The organism is Phaeobacter porticola (assembly GCF_001888185.1).
Lineage (GTDB): Bacteria > Pseudomonadota > Alphaproteobacteria > Rhodobacterales > Rhodobacteraceae > Phaeobacter > Phaeobacter porticola.
The window spans coordinates 2,749,380-2,765,973 of the sequence record NZ_CP016364.1 but is presented as its reverse complement, the minus strand read 5'-3'; the positions used below and the strand labels follow the sequence as shown (position 1 = coordinate 2,765,973).

The 16,594-nt window shown below is 57.7% G+C and carries 13 protein-coding genes and 1 tRNA gene; 6 read left to right on the top strand and 8 right to left on the bottom strand.

Translation table 11 applies throughout. The annotated features are described in order from the left end of the window. The first annotated feature begins 126 nt into the window (after positions 1-126). A complete protein-coding gene (locus PhaeoP97_RS13255) occupies positions 127-780 on the top strand; it encodes a GntR family transcriptional regulator (protein WP_072506475.1) in 654 nt (217 codons plus the stop codon). On the opposite strand, the gene PhaeoP97_RS13250 is transcribed toward PhaeoP97_RS13255, so the two are convergent. Together PhaeoP97_RS13250 and carA are read right to left on the bottom strand one after the other, a co-directional pair. Continuing rightward, positions 777-2,735 carry a glycosyltransferase gene (locus PhaeoP97_RS13250; RefSeq protein ID WP_096740458.1) on the bottom strand — a complete coding sequence of 653 codons (1,959 nt, stop codon included), beginning with the start codon at positions 2,733-2,735 and terminating at the stop codon, positions 777-779. The two genes, PhaeoP97_RS13255 and PhaeoP97_RS13250, sit on opposite strands and share 4 nt — an antisense overlap. 137 nt (positions 2,736-2,872) lie before the next feature. Further along, a complete protein-coding gene (gene carA / locus PhaeoP97_RS13245) occupies positions 2,873-4,036 on the bottom strand; it encodes a glutamine-hydrolyzing carbamoyl-phosphate synthase small subunit (RefSeq protein ID WP_072505462.1) in 1,164 nt (387 codons plus the stop codon). Between the two features lie 186 nt (positions 4,037-4,222). On the opposite strand from carA, the gene PhaeoP97_RS13240 reads away from it, so the two are divergent. Continuing rightward, the gene (locus tag PhaeoP97_RS13240) at positions 4,223-4,696 is read left to right on the top strand and encodes a GatB/YqeY domain-containing protein (protein ID WP_072505461.1); all 474 of its coding nucleotides are present in this window, start codon (positions 4,223-4,225) and stop codon (positions 4,694-4,696) included. 31 nt (positions 4,697-4,727) lie between these two features. Here PhaeoP97_RS13240 and PhaeoP97_RS13235 read toward each other — a convergent pair whose 3' ends face one another. The 3 genes from PhaeoP97_RS13235 to ctaD all read right to left on the bottom strand — a co-directional run bounded on the left by PhaeoP97_RS13235 (position 4,728) and on the right by ctaD (position 8,032). After that, complete coding sequence (locus tag PhaeoP97_RS13235) at positions 4,728-5,528, bottom strand: prephenate dehydrogenase (protein ID WP_072505460.1); 801 nt, start codon at positions 5,526-5,528, stop codon at positions 4,728-4,730. A 221-nt stretch (positions 5,529-5,749) separates the two neighbouring features. Continuing rightward, positions 5,750-6,235, bottom strand: a complete 486-nt coding sequence (locus tag PhaeoP97_RS13230; protein WP_072505459.1) for a DUF2244 domain-containing protein — start codon at positions 6,233-6,235, stop codon at positions 5,750-5,752. Positions 6,236-6,358: 123 nt separating this feature from the next. Continuing rightward, a complete protein-coding gene (gene ctaD / locus PhaeoP97_RS13225) occupies positions 6,359-8,032 on the bottom strand; it encodes a cytochrome c oxidase subunit I (RefSeq protein WP_072505458.1) in 1,674 nt (557 codons plus the stop codon). 329 nt (positions 8,033-8,361) lie between these two features. On the opposite strand from ctaD, the gene PhaeoP97_RS13220 reads away from it, so the two are divergent. Both PhaeoP97_RS13220 and PhaeoP97_RS13215 read left to right on the top strand, forming a co-directional pair. Then, on the top strand, positions 8,362-8,787 hold the full coding sequence (locus tag PhaeoP97_RS13220) for an HIT family protein (RefSeq protein WP_072505457.1): 426 nt from the start codon (positions 8,362-8,364) through the stop codon (positions 8,785-8,787). Between the two features lie 393 nt (positions 8,788-9,180). Further along, positions 9,181-11,100: an alpha/beta fold hydrolase gene (locus PhaeoP97_RS13215; protein WP_072505456.1), complete on the top strand. Its 1,920-nt coding sequence runs from the start codon at positions 9,181-9,183 to the stop codon at positions 11,098-11,100. Positions 11,101-11,137: 37 nt separating this feature from the next. Here the strand turns inward: PhaeoP97_RS13215 and lipB are convergent, their stop codons facing one another. Further along, positions 11,138-11,809, bottom strand: coding sequence for a lipoyl(octanoyl) transferase LipB (gene lipB / locus PhaeoP97_RS13210; RefSeq protein ID WP_072506473.1), 672 nt, complete (start codon positions 11,807-11,809; stop codon positions 11,138-11,140). Between the two features lie 123 nt (positions 11,810-11,932). Here lipB and PhaeoP97_RS13205 point away from each other — a divergent pair, with 123 nt between their 5' ends. Both PhaeoP97_RS13205 and PhaeoP97_RS13200 read left to right on the top strand, forming a co-directional pair. Next, positions 11,933-13,597 (top strand): peptidoglycan-binding domain-containing protein, encoded by a 1,665-nt coding sequence (locus PhaeoP97_RS13205; RefSeq protein ID WP_072505455.1) that lies wholly within the window; start codon positions 11,933-11,935, stop codon positions 13,595-13,597. 152 nt (positions 13,598-13,749) lie between these two features. After that, positions 13,750-13,836, top strand: a tRNA-Leu gene (locus tag PhaeoP97_RS13200). Between the two features lie 457 nt (positions 13,837-14,293). Here the strand turns inward: PhaeoP97_RS13200 and PhaeoP97_RS13195 are convergent. Beyond that, on the bottom strand, positions 14,294-14,731 hold the full coding sequence (locus tag PhaeoP97_RS13195; protein ID WP_072505454.1) for a response regulator: 438 nt from the start codon (positions 14,729-14,731) through the stop codon (positions 14,294-14,296). Then, positions 14,728-16,545 (bottom strand): sensor histidine kinase, encoded by a 1,818-nt coding sequence (locus PhaeoP97_RS13190; protein ID WP_237028940.1) that lies wholly within the window; start codon positions 16,543-16,545, stop codon positions 14,728-14,730. The genes PhaeoP97_RS13195 and PhaeoP97_RS13190 overlap by 4 nt, the downstream gene beginning before the upstream one ends. Positions 16,546-16,594 lie beyond the last annotated feature (49 nt).

Here is a 16,594-nt window from a genome sequence, read left to right as displayed (position 1 = left end):
GGCGCCGATTTCGACAGGGGCGCCGAATGTTTGTGGTGCGAGGATTTTAACCGCGCCGACGTGCCGGGGTTGATTGCACAGGGGCGAGGCTTGTACACAACGGGGATGACCAATCCAAGGATCGACATGAGCCTGACTCGTAGCACCAGCCAGACGGACGCCTATGCGCTGATCCTAGAAGCCATTGATGTCGGGGTTTATCGGCCCGGCGACCGCCTGGTGGAAAGTGACCTTGCCGAACGCTTTGGCGTGTCCCGCACCCCGATCCGTGAGGCGTTGCAGCGGCTGGAGACACAGTCGTTGCTGGAGCGGGACGGGCGGTCCCTGATCGTGGCATCGCTGGACCACAATCAGATGGCGGAATTATATGTGGTGCGGCGGGAGCTGGAAGGTCTTGCGGCCAGCCTTGCCGCACGCCACGCCACCGAAGAAGAGGTCCGTGTGTTGCAAGAGATGGTTGCCGCTGACGATGCCTTCGTCGACAATCCGACAGAGCTGGCCAAGGCCAATCGTCGTTTCCACGAGCAGATCCACCTAGCGTCGCACAACCGCTATCTGGTCCAACAGCTGAATCTGGTACATCGCACCATGGCGCTGATGGCGACGACATCACTCGCGGCTGAGGGGCGGGGCCGGATTGCACAGGCCGAACACAAAAACATCGTCAGCGCCATCGAACGCCGCGATGAAGAGGCGGCAGGGCGCGCGCTGAAGGATCATATCTCGGTTGCGTTCATGACACGTCTGAAGCAGGACGCGGGCGAACGCAGCAAGGGCTAGAGATCCGGCACTATGCGCGGTTGGGTGTCTTGCGCAGCGTCGGTATGCGGTGTGTGGCCGTGGGCCGTCTTGTCCCAGAAAAACGGTCTGAAGATCAGCTCATACAGGGCTTTGTAGACGGCGATGACCCCCATTGGGAAATACAGCAGCATGCAGGGCGCCCAAAGCGCCAGCCGCCGCCGACCACTTGCAAATGCTGCGGTGATGGCGATGACAACGCCCAAAAGTTCAAAAAACACCAGCGCCGCTGCTGCGACCATTGGCGCGCCTGCGGGCAGGACCGGCGCCGTTGGATGTGACAGACCAAAGGTGATCAGCCAGAACGACCACAGGCAAGGCGCCAGTAAAAACTGCCCAACGGTGCCCAGAAAAAACGCTTGTAATCCAAGGAATTGCCGCCAACCCAATTGCCGAGCCAGCACCGTGGGCCGCCGCATGTGGACCAGATAGGTCACCATGAATCCCTTGAGCCAGCGCGACCGTTGTTTGACCCATGGCCAGGGACGGCAGTTGGCCTCTTCATAGGTGGTGGTTGGCAGCATGTCCGTGCGATAGCCGAGACGAGAAAGCCGCACACCAAGGTCTGCGTCTTCGGTCACATTATGGGCGTCCCAACCACCCAGTTGTTCGAGAACAGCCTTGCGAATAAAAAGCGTAGTACCACCCAGCGGTACCACAAGGCCCAATCGGGCGATGCCGGGCAACACGATGCGGAACCAGCTGGCGTATTCCAATGTGAAACAGCGGGCGATCCAGTTTTGGCTGGGGTTGTAGTAATCCAGTGCCCCCTGAAGACAAGCCAAGTTATTGTCCCCCTGAGCAAAGGCCTGGGCGACCTGTTCCAGTTGATCGGGATTCGGGGCATCTTCGGCGTCCCAGACGCCAATGATCTCGCCTCGGCAGAAGTTCAATGCGTAGTTCATTGCGCGCGGTTTGGTGGTCAGCCCGCCATGTGCAGGCACTTCGATGACCCTGAACCAATCGGGTAGATCGGCGCAGCGGATGGCATTGCGGGTCACAGCGTCATCTTCTTCCAATACCAAGAGTACCTCTAGAAGGCTGCGCGGGTAGGTCAGCTTGCACAGGCGGCAGAGCAGGGCGCGGCCAATCTCGGCCTCTTTGTAGAGCGGCACCAGCATTGAAATATGTGGCAGGCGCCGGGGCGGTGTCATTTCCGGGACGTGATCGACACGGGCCCCGACGCTGGAGGCGTGTTTCTGCCGCCGTCTTAGTTCGCGCTCGGACCTTTGGGCCTGTAAATGTGACAGGAACCCTGCGCATTTGAGCACTGTAAACAGCAGCAGCGTCAATAGCGCCAATCCGCAAAGCACAGCAAATACAAGACGCGGGGCAAGGATCGCAGCGGTGATGGCTGCGACTAAAAATAACAACGGCCAACTGAACCAGGTCGGCTGCCGCAACGTGCGACAGCTGTAGGCAAGCGGGACGCGGGTGCTGGCCTCGCGGGCCAGATCCTCGCGGAAATGCGCGATCAGCAAGGCGTTGATCTGGGCCTCGCTGGCGATCACGGGTTGGATGTCGGCAAAGCTTCCTTCTAGATCACGTTTTATCCCGGCAAAGGCAGCTGGATGCGCAATCGCCACCACAACAGTTTGGCCCAGTTGCATGTATGGTAGCGCACAGCAGCGGAGCCAGAACTGAGCAGGTTTGCGCGCGAGCAGACGCGCCTGAGGACGATGACCGCCCAGATCAACCTGTTGCATCCCGTGTTGCGATGACAGCGCATCCAGAACCTGCTCCTGACTGGCCCAACCCTCGGAAACTAGGATCTGGTCAATCGGAGCCCGCTGATGCTGGCGCAGAACCAAGGCCCGCATCAGGTGATCCTTGCTGACGGCGTGCTCTTCAACCAGACGGCGTTCAAATGAGGTCTGACGGTCCCGCCGCTTAAGCGCCCGCGCGGAGTCGATCAATGTTAGGTTGTGTTGAACCATGACTACACAGTTTATGCGGTCATGGATTCGGGCAAGTGTTATTTTGCCGGTCTATTTTGGCAAGCCTTTGATCCCCATAGCAAAACCCTGCCATGGGGAGGGTATTTTTTGCGCAGGCTTATCTCGCGCGGGCGATATTACGCAGATTTGCGTGCGTCCATGGCCTCGGAAAAGCGTTCAAACAGGTAAAAGCTATCTTGTGGACCTGGGCTGGCCTCGGGGTGGTGCTGCACCGAGTAAACCGGGCGATCGGAGATGCGAATGCCGCAATTGGACCCATCGAACAGCGAAACATGGGTTTCTTCGACACCGTCCGGCAGGCTTTGACCATCAACGGCAAACCCGTGGTTCATCGAGGTGATTTCAACCTTGCCGGTGGCATTCTCCTTCACCGGGTGGTTGGCACCGTGATGGCCGTGGTTCATTTTGACGGTCTTGCCGCCAAGCGCCAGCGCCAGCATCTGGTGGCCAAGGCAGATACCGAACATGGGCAGGTCCGTGGTGTCGAGGATCTGCTTGATCATCGGCACGGCGTAGGCGCCGGTGGCCGCAGGATCGCCGGGTCCGTTGGACAGGAACACCCCATCGGGGGTATGGGCCAGCACATCTTCGGCGGTTGCGGAAGCGGGCAGCACGGTGACGTCACAGCCAGCCGACGCAAGGCAGCGCAAGATGTTGCGCTTGGCGCCATAATCTATGGCAACCACTTTGTGCTTGGGGGCATTTTGGCAGTTGTAGCCGTCGGGCCAAGCCCACCGCATCTCGTCCCAGCGATAGCTTTGGGCACAGGTAACGTCCTTTGCCAGATCCAGCCCTTCCAAGCCTGACCACTCGCGGGCCTTGGCGACCAGTGCCTCGATGTCGAAATTGCCGTCGGGATCGTGTGCCAGGGCCACATGCGGGGCACCCTGTTGGCGGATGGCGCGGGTCAGGCGACGGGTGTCGAGACCGCCGATGGCGATGCGTCCGGTGCGGGTGAGCCAGGTCTTCAGCTCTTCAGTGGCGCGCCAGTTGGAGGACTGGGTTGGGTCCCATTTCACCACCATGCCAGCGGCAACGGGATCAGCGGTTTCGTCGTCCTCGGGGGTGACACCGGTGTTGCCAATATGGGGGAAAGTGAACGTCACGATCTGTCCGGCATAAGAGGGATCAGTCATGATTTCTTGATAGCCGGTCATGGCGGTGTTGAAGCAGAGTTCGGCGACGGTCTCGCCGGTGGCGCCAAAGCCGGTTCCATAAAAGATGGTGCCATCAGCAAGCGCCAAACATGCGGTGGGCTTGGGTGGGACGGTATCGGCCATGGCGCGACTCTCCAATATGGGCAAAATTCACGGGTATGTAAGGGTAGGGGCGCAAGGCGTCAAGCCTGCGCCGGTACCATGGCTGTGCAACGGCTTGCCCCAGCGTCATTCTCAGAGCGCCAACTTGAATTGCACTACCACTTTCGGTAAAGATCTGGTTCCGACTCCGTGGGAATGGACAGAAATATGGATACGCGAACTCGGGTCAATCAGGCCCTGAAACAGGCCATGAAAGACCGCGCAGCAGCCCGACTGGCAACCCTGCGTCTGATCAATGCCGCGATCAAGGATCGCGAAATTGCTGGCCGTGTGGATGGTGAAGGCGCTGGCATCGGAGATGCTGAAATCCTTGCGATCCTTGGGAAAATGACCAAACAGCGCAACGAAAGCGCGCGTGCCTACGAAGAAGGTGGACGTCTGGACTTGGCCGAGCGCGAGCTGGGCGAGATTTCGATCATTGAAGAATTCCTCCCCAAACAGCTGAGCGACGAAGAGGTCGCAAAGGCGGTACAGGTTGCCGTTGCAGAGACCGGAGCTGAGTCGATCCGCGACATGGGCAAGGTTATGGGTGCGCTGAAGGGAAAATATACCGGTCAGATGGATTTTGGCAAAGTCGGACCATTGGTGAAGGATCAGCTTTGCCAAGGTGGCAACTGCTGATCCGGTTTTCGGCGGGCAGAGGTGAATGATGTCAGAGACCTGCCAGCATTGGCGGGTCTTTTTCTTTGGCGGGGCTCATGGTGGTGCTATTGTCGATTGCCCCCAGCTGCGCTGCGCGTCGCAGGAAATCGTCACGGACCTCGGCGGCAAAGGGATTGTCGCGCAGGATGGCGCCCAGCACGCCGGGTGAATCACCGCTGACCATACGGCTTGCTTGCTGCAACAGATCAAAACTGGCGGTGGTCATGCCCAGCTTGCCGGGGGTCATTTGGTCCAGCACTTTTGCAATCATGTGTGTCAGCCCCTGAACAATCGCCAGTTCGCGGTCATGGTCTGCCGGTGTGGTCGTGATTACCTTAAGGCCAAAGAGGTGACGTAGCAGCGCGGCGATGTGGCGATGGCTGTTCCCGCGCAGCGGGCAGAGCGCGATCTTATGTCCTGCGATGCCTGATTTGGTGCTTTGTGGGCCGAAAAGCGGATGGCTTCCCAGCAGTTCCACATCCGGGGGAAGGAGCTGCTGCATCGTCTCACACGGAGTTAGTTTGACTGAACCGACATCCATAACCACCGTGCCGGGACGCAAATCTGGGGAAATTTGGCGACAGAGCGCGGCCAGTGCGCTGACCGGGACGGCCAGGATCACCAGCGGACAGGCCGCTGCCTTGGCCAGAGAAGTGTGACGCAACGACGGAGATGGTTCAGCTGCGGCGTGTTGAGCAACAGGGTCGTGGACCCGGAGCGGTACATGTGGGGCCAGATTGTGGGCGATCAACTTGCCAAAAGCGCCAAAGCCAATAAGGCCGACACAGGAAAACTGAGCAGATAGGGACATCGAAACGGGCTCCGCCTTGGGCCGCGATACCGATGGGATGTTGGGGATGTTGCCTCTGACCGCCGGATCGCGACGGGATGAACATCAAGATATGAAAATGCGCCCGCCGTTATGTAAACAGCGGATAATATACAGTCGAAAAGAGCGCAGACGCATTGGACATCCGACCCTGATAATGGGCATCGCGATAAAAGTCAAAGCTGTTGCGGATACAGGCGTGTTCAGGTGCGGCTGAGCGCAGTCTGCAATTCATCATAGAGCGCCTTGCGCTCGTCCTCGCTGAGGAAAGCGCCGATCTCCACTTCGCGGCCACTGCCCCGCAGCGTGACATAGCTGGGGACGGGTCCATCATCTGCGTGCAGCTCAACTCTGGTCCAGAAGCGGTTGCAGCTCCAGCTTTGACGCTTGCCGGTGGGGTTGATCCGCTCCAGATGCGCCTCAGTCGGGTCCAGCGTCAGCACCTCCAGCACATGGCGATCACGGCGGCTGCGATCCAGGGCCCATTTCACCGCAAACAGCGTGGCCGTCACAAAGGGCAGCACGCCCCAAAGTGCGGCGCTGCCCAGAAGCGGGATCATCGGGATGGTGATAAGCACAGCTAGCGCGCCCAGAAAACGGACATAGCCTTCTGGTGGCAGCGACTGATGCGGCCAGAGATGCAGCTCTTGGCAGGTGTCGGACTGTGATGTGATCCAGTGATACGGCATGGCGGAAATTTAGCGTGGTGACCGCGCGTGTCTAGGGTGCTGATGCCTTGTTAGCGGCGCAAGAAAAAGGCCCCGGACGCATGCTGCTCCGGGGCCTGTCTCATGTCAGATGCAAGGCGTACCTTAGTGCGAGTGGGAACGATCCCATTCTTCCTGCTTGGGCAGGGTTTCAAAGGTATGCTCTGGTGGTGGGCAAGGCAGCGTCCACTCCAGTGTGTCCGCATATTCGTTCCAGTAGTTGTTCTGGGTGATGCGAGCGCCACGCAGCAGCGAGTAGATCACAACACCAAAGAACAGAATGAATGAAGCGAAGGACAGGAACGCGCCATAGGACGAGATCTTGTTCCAATATGCGAAACCTTCTGGATAGTCGATGTAACGACGCGGCATGCCCTGACGCCCGAGGAAGTGTTGCGGGAAGAAGGTCAGGTTGGCGCCGATGAAAAACATCCAAAAGTGGATCTGAGCGCCCAGCTCGTTGTACTGACGACCAGTCATTTTACCGAAGTAGAAATACACGCCCGAGAAGATCGCAAAGACAGCACCCAGCGACATCACGTAGTGGAAGTGCGCAACCACATAGTAGGTGTCGTGATATGCACGGTCCACGGATGCCTGTGACAGAACCACACCGGTCACACCACCAACGGTGAACAGGAACAGGAAGCCGAACGCAAACATCATTGGTGCCTTGAACTCGATCGAGCCGCCCCACATGGTGGCGATCCACGAGAACACTTTTACCCCGGTCGGAACCGCGATGACCATTGTGGCCAGCATGAAGTAGGCCTGCTGGTTCAGCGACATGCCGACGGTGTACATGTGGTGCGCCCAAACGACGAAGCCCAGAACACCAATCGCAATGATCGCCCAGACCATCGGCAGGTAGCCAAAGACTGGCTTGCGCGCGAAGGTCGCGATCACGTGAGAGATGATGCCGAAGCCCGGCAGGATCACGATGTACACTTCCGGGTGGCCAAAGAACCACAGGATGTGCTGATACAGGATCGGGTCGCCACCGCCGGCAGGATCAAAGAAGGTGAACCCAAAGTTGCGGTCCATCAGCAACATGGTGATCGCGCCTGCCAGAACCGGCAGAGACAAGAGGATCAGCCAGGAGGTGACGAAGATCGACCAGCTAAACAGCGGCACCTTGAAGAGGGTCATGCCCGGTGCACGCATGTTCAGGAAGGTGGTGATCATGTTGATCGCACCCAGGATCGAAGAGGCACCGGATACGTGGACCGCAAAGATTGCGAGATCCATCGAGAAGCCGCCTTCGTTGGTGGACAGTGGCGGGTAGAGAACCCAACCAACACCAGAGCCAAGCTGGTCATTACCGCCGGGGCTAAGTACCGACGCGACCGCCAGAGATGTGCCTGCGACATACATCCAGAACGACAGGTTGTTCATCCGCGGGAACGCCATGTCCGGCGCGCCAATTTGCAGCGGCATGAAGTAGTTGCCGAACCCGCCGAACAAGGCAGGGATGACCACGAAGAACATCATCAGGATGCCGTGACCAGTAATCAATACGTTCCAGAGGTGCCCGTTGGGGGTACATTCCGCGGACGCGTCTGCGATAAGACGTGCACCTTCAAGGCACATGTACTGAACGCCGGGATCCATCAGTTCAAGCCGCATGTAAACGGTGAACGCGACGGAGATGAAACCAACGATCGCCGAAACGATCAGGTAGAGAATGCCGATATCCTTATGGTTCGTGCTCATGAACCAGCGGGTAAAGAAACCGCGCTCGTCTTCGTGGCCGTGACCATGAATGGCTGCATCTGCCATTAAGGTGCCTCCTGTTGCATAACGATAGGCCCTGCAAATCCGTCTCCGGTGGGCCTAGACTCATCATGCGTTTTAGTTCGCCGGTAGCAGGCCTTCAATGGCGGAGTTTGATATGGATCAAGAATAATTGTCGCGGGCAGGCCCCTTTGGGGCTGCACGGTCCGCCCCTAGGTGCGGTAAGCGGGCCTATGTCTGTGCAACCACACCTGCGCAATTCACGAGGTCAGGCCACAGAGAGGTGCCAAATGTTGATCAAAATGACGCTGTACGCTTGACCCAGATGCCGGGTGGGCGCACAAAACCGTCAGATGACTTACGGAGTTCAGATAGTGGCGCGTTACGATCCAAACAATATCTTCGCAAAAATTCTTCGTGGAGAGCTGCCTGCCCACAAGGTTTATGAAAACAGCGACACGATGGTGTTCATGGATATTATGCCACGGTCTGATGGCCACATGCTGGTGATCCCCAAAACGCCTTGCCGCAACTTTCTGGATGCGTCACCAGAACAGTTGGCTGCCGTAATGGCCACAGCGCAGAAAATGAGCCACATCGCGATGCGGGCTTTTGATGCCCAGGGGGTCACGGTGCAGCAGTTCAACGAGGCTGCGGGTGGCCAAGAGGTGTTTCATCTTCATTTTCATATACTGCCCCGTCGCGACGGCGACACGGTGCGTCCGCCCGGCATCATGGCAAATCCCAGTGTGCTGAAAGCCCACGCAGACCAGATGCGCGCTGCTGTCGAAGCTGGCTGAGATGATGTGGCGGGACCAACGTCGTTGTGCCCGTCGCTGCGATTGGTAAAGCTTGGCTGCCGTCGTCGATATGATGAATATCGCGTCACTCTACCTTGGCGCGAAAAATGTGTTGATAAGTGTGACCCCTTTATTCTAGGGTCCGCGCAATGTTCTGCCGCGTTGGCTGCGGTGACAGGGGATAGGCCGGTTTCGGGGAGGAGGCGCGGTCAATAAAATGCCGCGTGTCTGTAGCAGGGCGCGTGACTGCATCATGGGTTGATCAGATCTAGGAGAACAGGTCTGCCTGCACAGGATGCACATGTTCTGCTGCGATGACCGGCAGGCGTGTTACCTGTTGTGATTTTTGCAAGTTGCGCGCGTTTTGCGTGTGTGTGTTGCTGAGGAGGGGCCGTGGGTAAAACGGCAGAGGATATCATTGGTCCAGATGGGTTGTCAGACGAAACGGTGATCGCCGCCGTCTACGTTTCTGTGTTGGGTGCGGCTAAGGCCGGAGCATGGCGGGACCGGCTTGAACGGGCTGGGTGCAATGATTTGGCTGGTGTCGCAACTGGGTCCAGCACAGATGAAATTGTGGATACCGCGTTTGACGGAGGCGCGCAGCCCATCACAGAACTGAGATTGGCCTCAGGTAAACCGGGGCTCTGGTCTGAAATTTCCCCACAAGATGCAACAGACCGGCAGGCGCTGATCACCCGTCATTTTGGCCGTGCACTCTATCTTAGAAGCCGGCTTGTTGCCGCTCAGAACCACGGATGCTGGCCGGATCTTCAGGACGTGTTGCCCTGTAGCGCTGCGGATTGGCTGTTGACTGCGCGCGAGGGGGATATCCTTGCCGCCGGAGGCAACTGGCCTGCCAGCGGGCGGGTAACTGATTCTTGGATTTCTGAAAGGTTGGCTCTGGACGCCACGGCTTTGCCACAGTGGCGAGATCTCTTTTCGCCGACAGTACTGCGCCCGGCCCTCGCTCTTCTGAGGCAAGACGACGGTAGTTTGCTGATGTGTCAATCACTTGGTGGTCGGGCGGGTTTGTCCGGCTACTGCAGTACATTCATCGACTCCGATCAGGGGAACGAGGTTACAGGGGGGAGCGCGGCTTTGCCTCCTGCGCATACGGGAGATCCAACCACACCGGCATTCCTGATAGAAAGGTTGCAGACGGCATGGTCCGATCCTGCCGCGTGCCGCGTGGCAAGACGATTTGGGTTTGAGCAGGATGAGATGTCACTGCTGCGAGGTCTGCTGACGGGCGACGGCTGGGTAGAGTTGCGTTTGGGGACAGGGGGCCAGCGTGGCCCTGAACTGGCAGTGCTGGGGCGCATGGTCGTCAAGACCTGCGCGCCAAGCTGCCCTGAGATGCTGCGATTTCTGGCGTATCTGATGAAGCAGACAGTACGGGATACAGAGATCGCGACGGGCGCAGACCTGCCGCTGCAACACAAGCTTGATTTACCGTCCGGCCTGCGGTCGCGCTACCTATGCTTTGGTGCGGAGCAGGGGCGGCCGGTGATCTTTGTACATGGTATTTTTGACGGGGTCGCCGGGGTCCAACGCTTGCAGCATAGGCTGCGCGCGCGGGGCCTGCGTCTGTTTGCACCGCTGCGCTTTGGTTATGGCGCCTCTGATCGGCTGCCACGAGAGGCCGATCCAATTGATTTGTTTGTAACCCAGCTGGAGGCGCTGATGGACGCCGAGGGGCTTGATGCACCGATCTTGCTTGGCCATCGCAGCGGTTGCTTGTTTGCGGCGGTGGCAGCGCGTCGCCTGAGGGACCGGCTGGGCGGGGTGATCTGTGTTGGTGCAACATTGCCACTGTCCGGCGTCGGCCATGCTGCGGCCCTGCGCGGCCACCAACGGGCCATGGCACTAAGCGCTGTGCACGCAAGCGCGGTGTTGCCGCTGGTGGTGCGCAGCTGGTCACGCTCGGTTCGCCAGAAAGGGCCGCAGGTTCTGGTTTCACGCCAGATTGCCCGCGACAGTGCTGATCGTAGGCTGCTGGCGGATCCAGCGCTGAGCGCAGTGCTAAACCAGAGTCATGCCATGATGATGCAACAGGGACGTGGCGGCTATGAAACCGATCTGCGGCTTGCTGTCCGTGCACGGGATATGCGCTACAGCGCCAACTCTGCTCCGACCATCTATCTGCATGGTGGCGAGGATAAGGTGACTCCGCCTGACAAGTTGCAGGCTGCGATTGGTAGCGGTGCCAATCTTCAGGTCAGGGTGAGCAAGCGCGCCGGGACCATGCTCCTGTATTCACAACCCGAACTGGTGTTTGCCGCGATTGATGACTTGCGTCAGGGCAGGACGTAAAACGCGGCTCAGCGTTTGACCGCAATCCGTTGCACATTCAATCCGTGGGACAAGTGTCCGTAGCGGCAAAGGCCACATCGAAACACTGCCGCAACGCCACATCCACATCCGTCATGGTGACCGGCAGCCCCAGGTCGACGAGGCTGGTCACGCCAAAATCCGTGATGCCGCAGGGAACGATGCCGTCAAAATGGCTAAGATCCGGTTCGACATTGATCGAGATGCCGTGAAAGCTCACCCATTTGCGCAGGCGGATGCCAATCGCGGCAATCTTGTCCTCGGTTTTGTCGCCATTGGCGAAACGCGGCTTGTCATCACGTTCGACCCACACACCGACGCGGCCGTCGCGGATATGGCCGGTGACATTGAAGCGATCCAGAGCCAAGATAACCCAGCGTTCCAGTTGGCGTACAAAACAGCGCACGTCGCGGCCACGCTTGGCCACGTCAAGCATCACGTAAACGACGCGCTGGCCGGGGCCGTGGTAGGTGTATTGGCCGCCGCGTTTGCTGCTGTGAACCGGGAAACGTTCAGGGTCGGTCAGGTCTTCGGGCCGGGCCGAGGTGCCGGCGGTATAAAGCGGGGGATGCTCGACCAGCCAGATGCATTCCTCGTGGGTGCCTGCCGCAATGCCTGCGGCGCGGTCTTCCATGAAGGCAACAGCGTCGTCATAGCCTGTCAGCCCTGAAGTGGTGATCCATTCAACCATCAGCATTGTCCTCCGTTACGACTTTTGTAACCAGTATAGGGCGAAACGCCGAATTTTCTGGCCTGCCCTGCGGGTCGTGCGCTACCGTGATTGCATGTTTTCATCAATAGGGGGGCGCGTACTATGTTCTCAAAATTACTTAAAACCACATTAGCAGCATCAGTTCTGGCAACTTCGGGGGCAGCACCTGCAGTGGCGGATAACCTTGGCGCGGCGCTTGTTGGTAGCATCATCGGCGGTGTGATCGTCAATGAAGCCCACAAAAATCGCGCGCGTAAACAACCTGTTACCCGCAAACGCACCTATTCGCCAGCGCGCGCGCAGAACCGCGAAACGCAAACCTCACTCAACTATTTTGGTTTTCCCGCCGGATCACCCGACGGTGTGATGGGACGTAAATCCCGCAATGCGGTGGCGCAGTACCAAGGGCATATGGGATTCCCGGCGACAGGCCAGCTAACCCAGTATGAACGGGATTTCCTTGTGTCCTCCTACAGCCGTGCCCAAATTGGCGGCCCTCAGGTCATCAAGGCGATGCAAGGTCCGAACGGTGTGCGTGGCTTGCTGCGCACGTGGCGGGATGAAGCAACGGGCGCGCGTAGCGCAAGCACCGGGGGCTATGGTAACTACGGTGGCCTGCCGCGCGAAGTCAGCGAAGCCGTGGACGAAATCGCTGCCAGTGCCGATCCCAGTGCCGAGCAGCTGTTGCAGCGATCAGGTTTTATGCAGCTGGCGGACCTGAATGGCGACGGCAAGAACGACTATATGATCGATACATCGGTCTCTGGAAGCTCCTTCTGGTGTGGGGCGTCGCATTGTTCGGTGATGGTTTTCGCATCCACACCGCAGGGCTATCAGCGCAATGATTTCATGGCGCGGGGTGTTACTACGGCAAATTTCTCTTGCCATCAGGGGAGCTGCCGGATGAGTGACGCACCTCTTGGTGGCACTGTTCAAGCCGGAGCAATACCCACGCCGACACAGACGCCCGCACCCGGAGGCACCGTGCTTGCCTCAGCGCCGCAGGCTGTCGCTCCGGCGCCTGCACCGGCTCCCGTACCCGTGGGGCTTGCCGGGATCCAGCTGTTCCAGCAAGCGGCACCAGCCGCCACATCCGCGTCGCTTACCAGCCATTGTAGCAAAATCAGCCTGCTGACCAGCTCCAACGGGGGGTATATGACGGTTGCGGATCTGCGCGACCCTGAACTGGCGCTGGGCGAACAGTTCTGCCTGACGCGGTCCTATGCGATCAACACAGGCGAGGCGCTGGTCGCCAAGGTGCAGGGCGTGAGCCAGGCGCAGGTCGACAGCCAATGCGATGCCTTTGGCCCGGCTGTACAGCCTTATCTGGCCAAGCTTGGCACGACGGACAGCGCGACGCTGATCTCTGAGGTGCAGAAATTCGTTCTACACTCCAATATGTCAATTGAGCAATTGTCCAACACCGCCGGAATCTGCCTGTTCTCCGGGTATCGTCGTGACAATATGGATGTTGCCCTTGGCGCGGCGTTGATCATGGTGGGTGTCGGGCAGCGCCCCTATGGCGAGCTGATCGGCCACCATCTGGCGCAGGGCTTTGGCGTGGCAAAGTCACCGGAGCAAGCGCAGTCTTGGTACCAGACCGCAGTTGCCGCTTTGGACGGCGGCGCGGACGCGGTTTTTGCCCCAGGCCAGCCGGAACGCATTGCGCTGATCAAGGCGGCCTCGGCGGGATTGACCGGGGGTTTGGTACAACCTGTTCCGGCTTCCAGCACCGCGGCTGCGTTGCCAAGCTTCTCAACCGATTGATTTTGTGAGGAGAGAGCTGATCTAGAGAGAGACCGGGTCACATCCCGGCCTCTTTGTCAGAAACGGTGTGGAAAAGGCGATGATATCGGCATTTTTCATCTTCACATCGTCGCGCAGCTCGTCTATACGCCGCTACACCAAGTCAAGACAGTGCGGTCGTGGCGGAATTGGTAGACGCGCAGCGTTGAGGTCGCTGTGGGGTAACACCCGTGGAAGTTCGAGTCTTCTCGACCGCACCATTTACTTCACACGATATTTGCTAGAAAATTTCTCGTGACGGCCTCATCCTGACTTGATGGTACCCCTCTATGCGATGTCCGGTGACACGGATGGCAGAAGGCGCTCTGAGCAATGTCCGAGCAGATTGATGTTCTGTGATGGATCAGCTCACCTGAACGCTCTTTCTTCGGGAAGTGCGATGTCGCCAGAAATGGGCCTCGATTGTTTTATGTTGAACCTGAGGCAATGTATTGCCCAAACGTACGCTCGCCCCGAGGCGTTGGCTGCTTCATCAGCTGTGTGTAGCGGCGCTGTCACCCGGAGAGTAGATCTATGTTCCCCGAGTGACGTTGCAATAGCTATGGTGTCCGGCTCTGTTTGCGAGGTTACGTTGGGGCAGTAAATGTTGTCTAGGCAGCTATGGCCGCATCAAATGTGACCGGTGTGTGACGATAGCGCCGGTTTAGAAGTCGAGGGTCACTTAGACCTGTTTTCAAGCGAGACAATCTCGACATAGGCGCCGAGCATTTCTACCGCTGACTTTACGGCATCGTAGGCATTTTCCTTGACAATATAGCCCGCGATCTTGTGTTCATATGCGACGGTAATATCAGAGGGCGCATCAGAGGTTGTCAGCACGAAAATTACCGAATTTGCCAATTCCTTATCTTCTCGTACTTCGGCCAGAAACTCGAGCCCACCCATGCGTGGCATGTTCAGGTCCAATAGAATGATATAGGGGCGCTCCAATGCTGCAGAGTTCACGCCACGCAGCAAGTCGAGAGCCTCTTGCCCGTCGCCCACCACTTCGACCGGATTAACCAAGCGGAGCTTGTTCAGTGCGCGTTTGATCGCCATCACGGCAACTTCGTCGTCGTCCACGATCAGGAATGTGACGGATTCTTTATTTTTCATGCGGCCAATCCTTGGATATCATTCTGAGTATTCGTAGCTTTTGCATTGAGAGGCAGGCGCACAGTAAACACCGTGCCGCGCGCCACGTCAGGGTTAGATACAACAGATACATTGCCGCCCAATGAACGTGCCAGCTTCTGGACAAGGGCCAAACCTAAACCCGACCCTTCGACCTCGTCGCGGGATTTTAGGGTTTGAAACAGTACAAATATCTGATCTTGATACTGTTTCTGAATGCCTGGTCCATCATCCGCTACGGTAATCTCGACATAGTTCGGGTATAGTTCGCTGCTGATGCGAACTGTTCCCGACGATTTGTCGTGATGCTTGGTTGCGTTGCTGACCAAGTTAATGAGAATCGTCTTCAACGGGGTTAGATAAGCGTCGAAGAGCCCGCAATCCTGTTCTACTTTGATCACGAAGTCAGGATTGGAGTTAAAGTAGAGCCGTAGTTCGTCCGCAAAGCCGCTCAGGCTGAAAGCGCCACGTTCACCATCGATTTGACCCGCGCGCGCGTAATCCAGCAGGGCGGACAGATGTCCGGACAATCGGTCAGTCCGATTACGGATTAAACTGATGTTCTTTTGCGCTTCGCTGGACATTTCGGTGGCGAAATCTTCTTCAGTCCACTCAATCAGGTTAGAAATTGCCCGCAAAGGGGCCCGTAGGTCATGTGCGGCCACATAGGCAAATCTCTCCAGCTCTTCGTTTGAGCGCTGAAGTGCTGCGGACGTCAGGCGGGATTTTTCTACCGCTTTGGCGATTTCTGCTATTTCATCCGATCCACTGGTGTCAATGGATTCATCTAGATGTCCGCGGGACATACGTTGAACATGGCGAGTCAAACGCTGAATGCGCGAGATCATTCGGACCTCAATCATGAACCACAATAGGGCGAGTGAAATCAGCAACATGCACATGTTGAAGGCGACATCGACAAACCGGATACGCTCTACGATGCGACTGGTTTCTGCGGCACTTTGACGGAACTCCATGGCCGCGCGCAGTGTGCCGGATCGGGTCCAGATGCCGACCTGATTCAAGATCGTTTCGGCTTCTTCATGGCGTTCAATCTGATGACGATGGAGCGCCTGTATGCGCCATGACCGCTCGATAACCCCGTTCTCACCAAGCATCGTGTGACGATAACCAACCAAAAGCCGGGCAATATCACGGCGCGCACTCAGACTTCTCAGTCGGGCCAGGCGTGACGCGAGAATGTTAACCTGCACCACCAGTCGTTGCCGCTCGATCACCTGCGTATCACTAGTAATAATCGAAAAATCTTGGGTCAGAATGGCAAGGGAGGCGATGCTGCCGGAAATTTCACCAAGAGTCTTGGCTGTATCTATAGCCTTGGAGGACAGCCCGCTTTCTTGCTGGGTGGTCGCCGTTTCACGTTGTTGGTTGCCAAATTCAATTTGGGCGACAAGAACGGATTTTTCCAAAGCCAAAATTTGATCAAGAGCTTGGGAAGCAAGTGCCTTTATGTCGTTGTTTTGGGAGACAATCTCTTGTCGACCCTCTACCACCTGTAAAAAGACATCCGCATCATCAGGAGAGAGTCCTTCGGCAATTGTTCCGTCACGATCACTGAAATTCTTACGAAACAATTGTGACAGGCTTTCAACCCGTCGGCCAAGTGCGGTGAGGCCGTCAAGACTGTCAATCAGCTGGACACTGGCCAACGTCGCCTCCAGGCCATGTTGCAGATCACCCAGATCTGCAATCTTATCCAGAAGGGGGATAGTTCGATCCGAGAGGTTTTCGGTCTTGCGCTCGATGCGACTGAGGTCGTTCCAATTGGCGTACATCGCGACGCAGATAGACGCGAGGCATATAGCGACACATGCTCTGAGACGA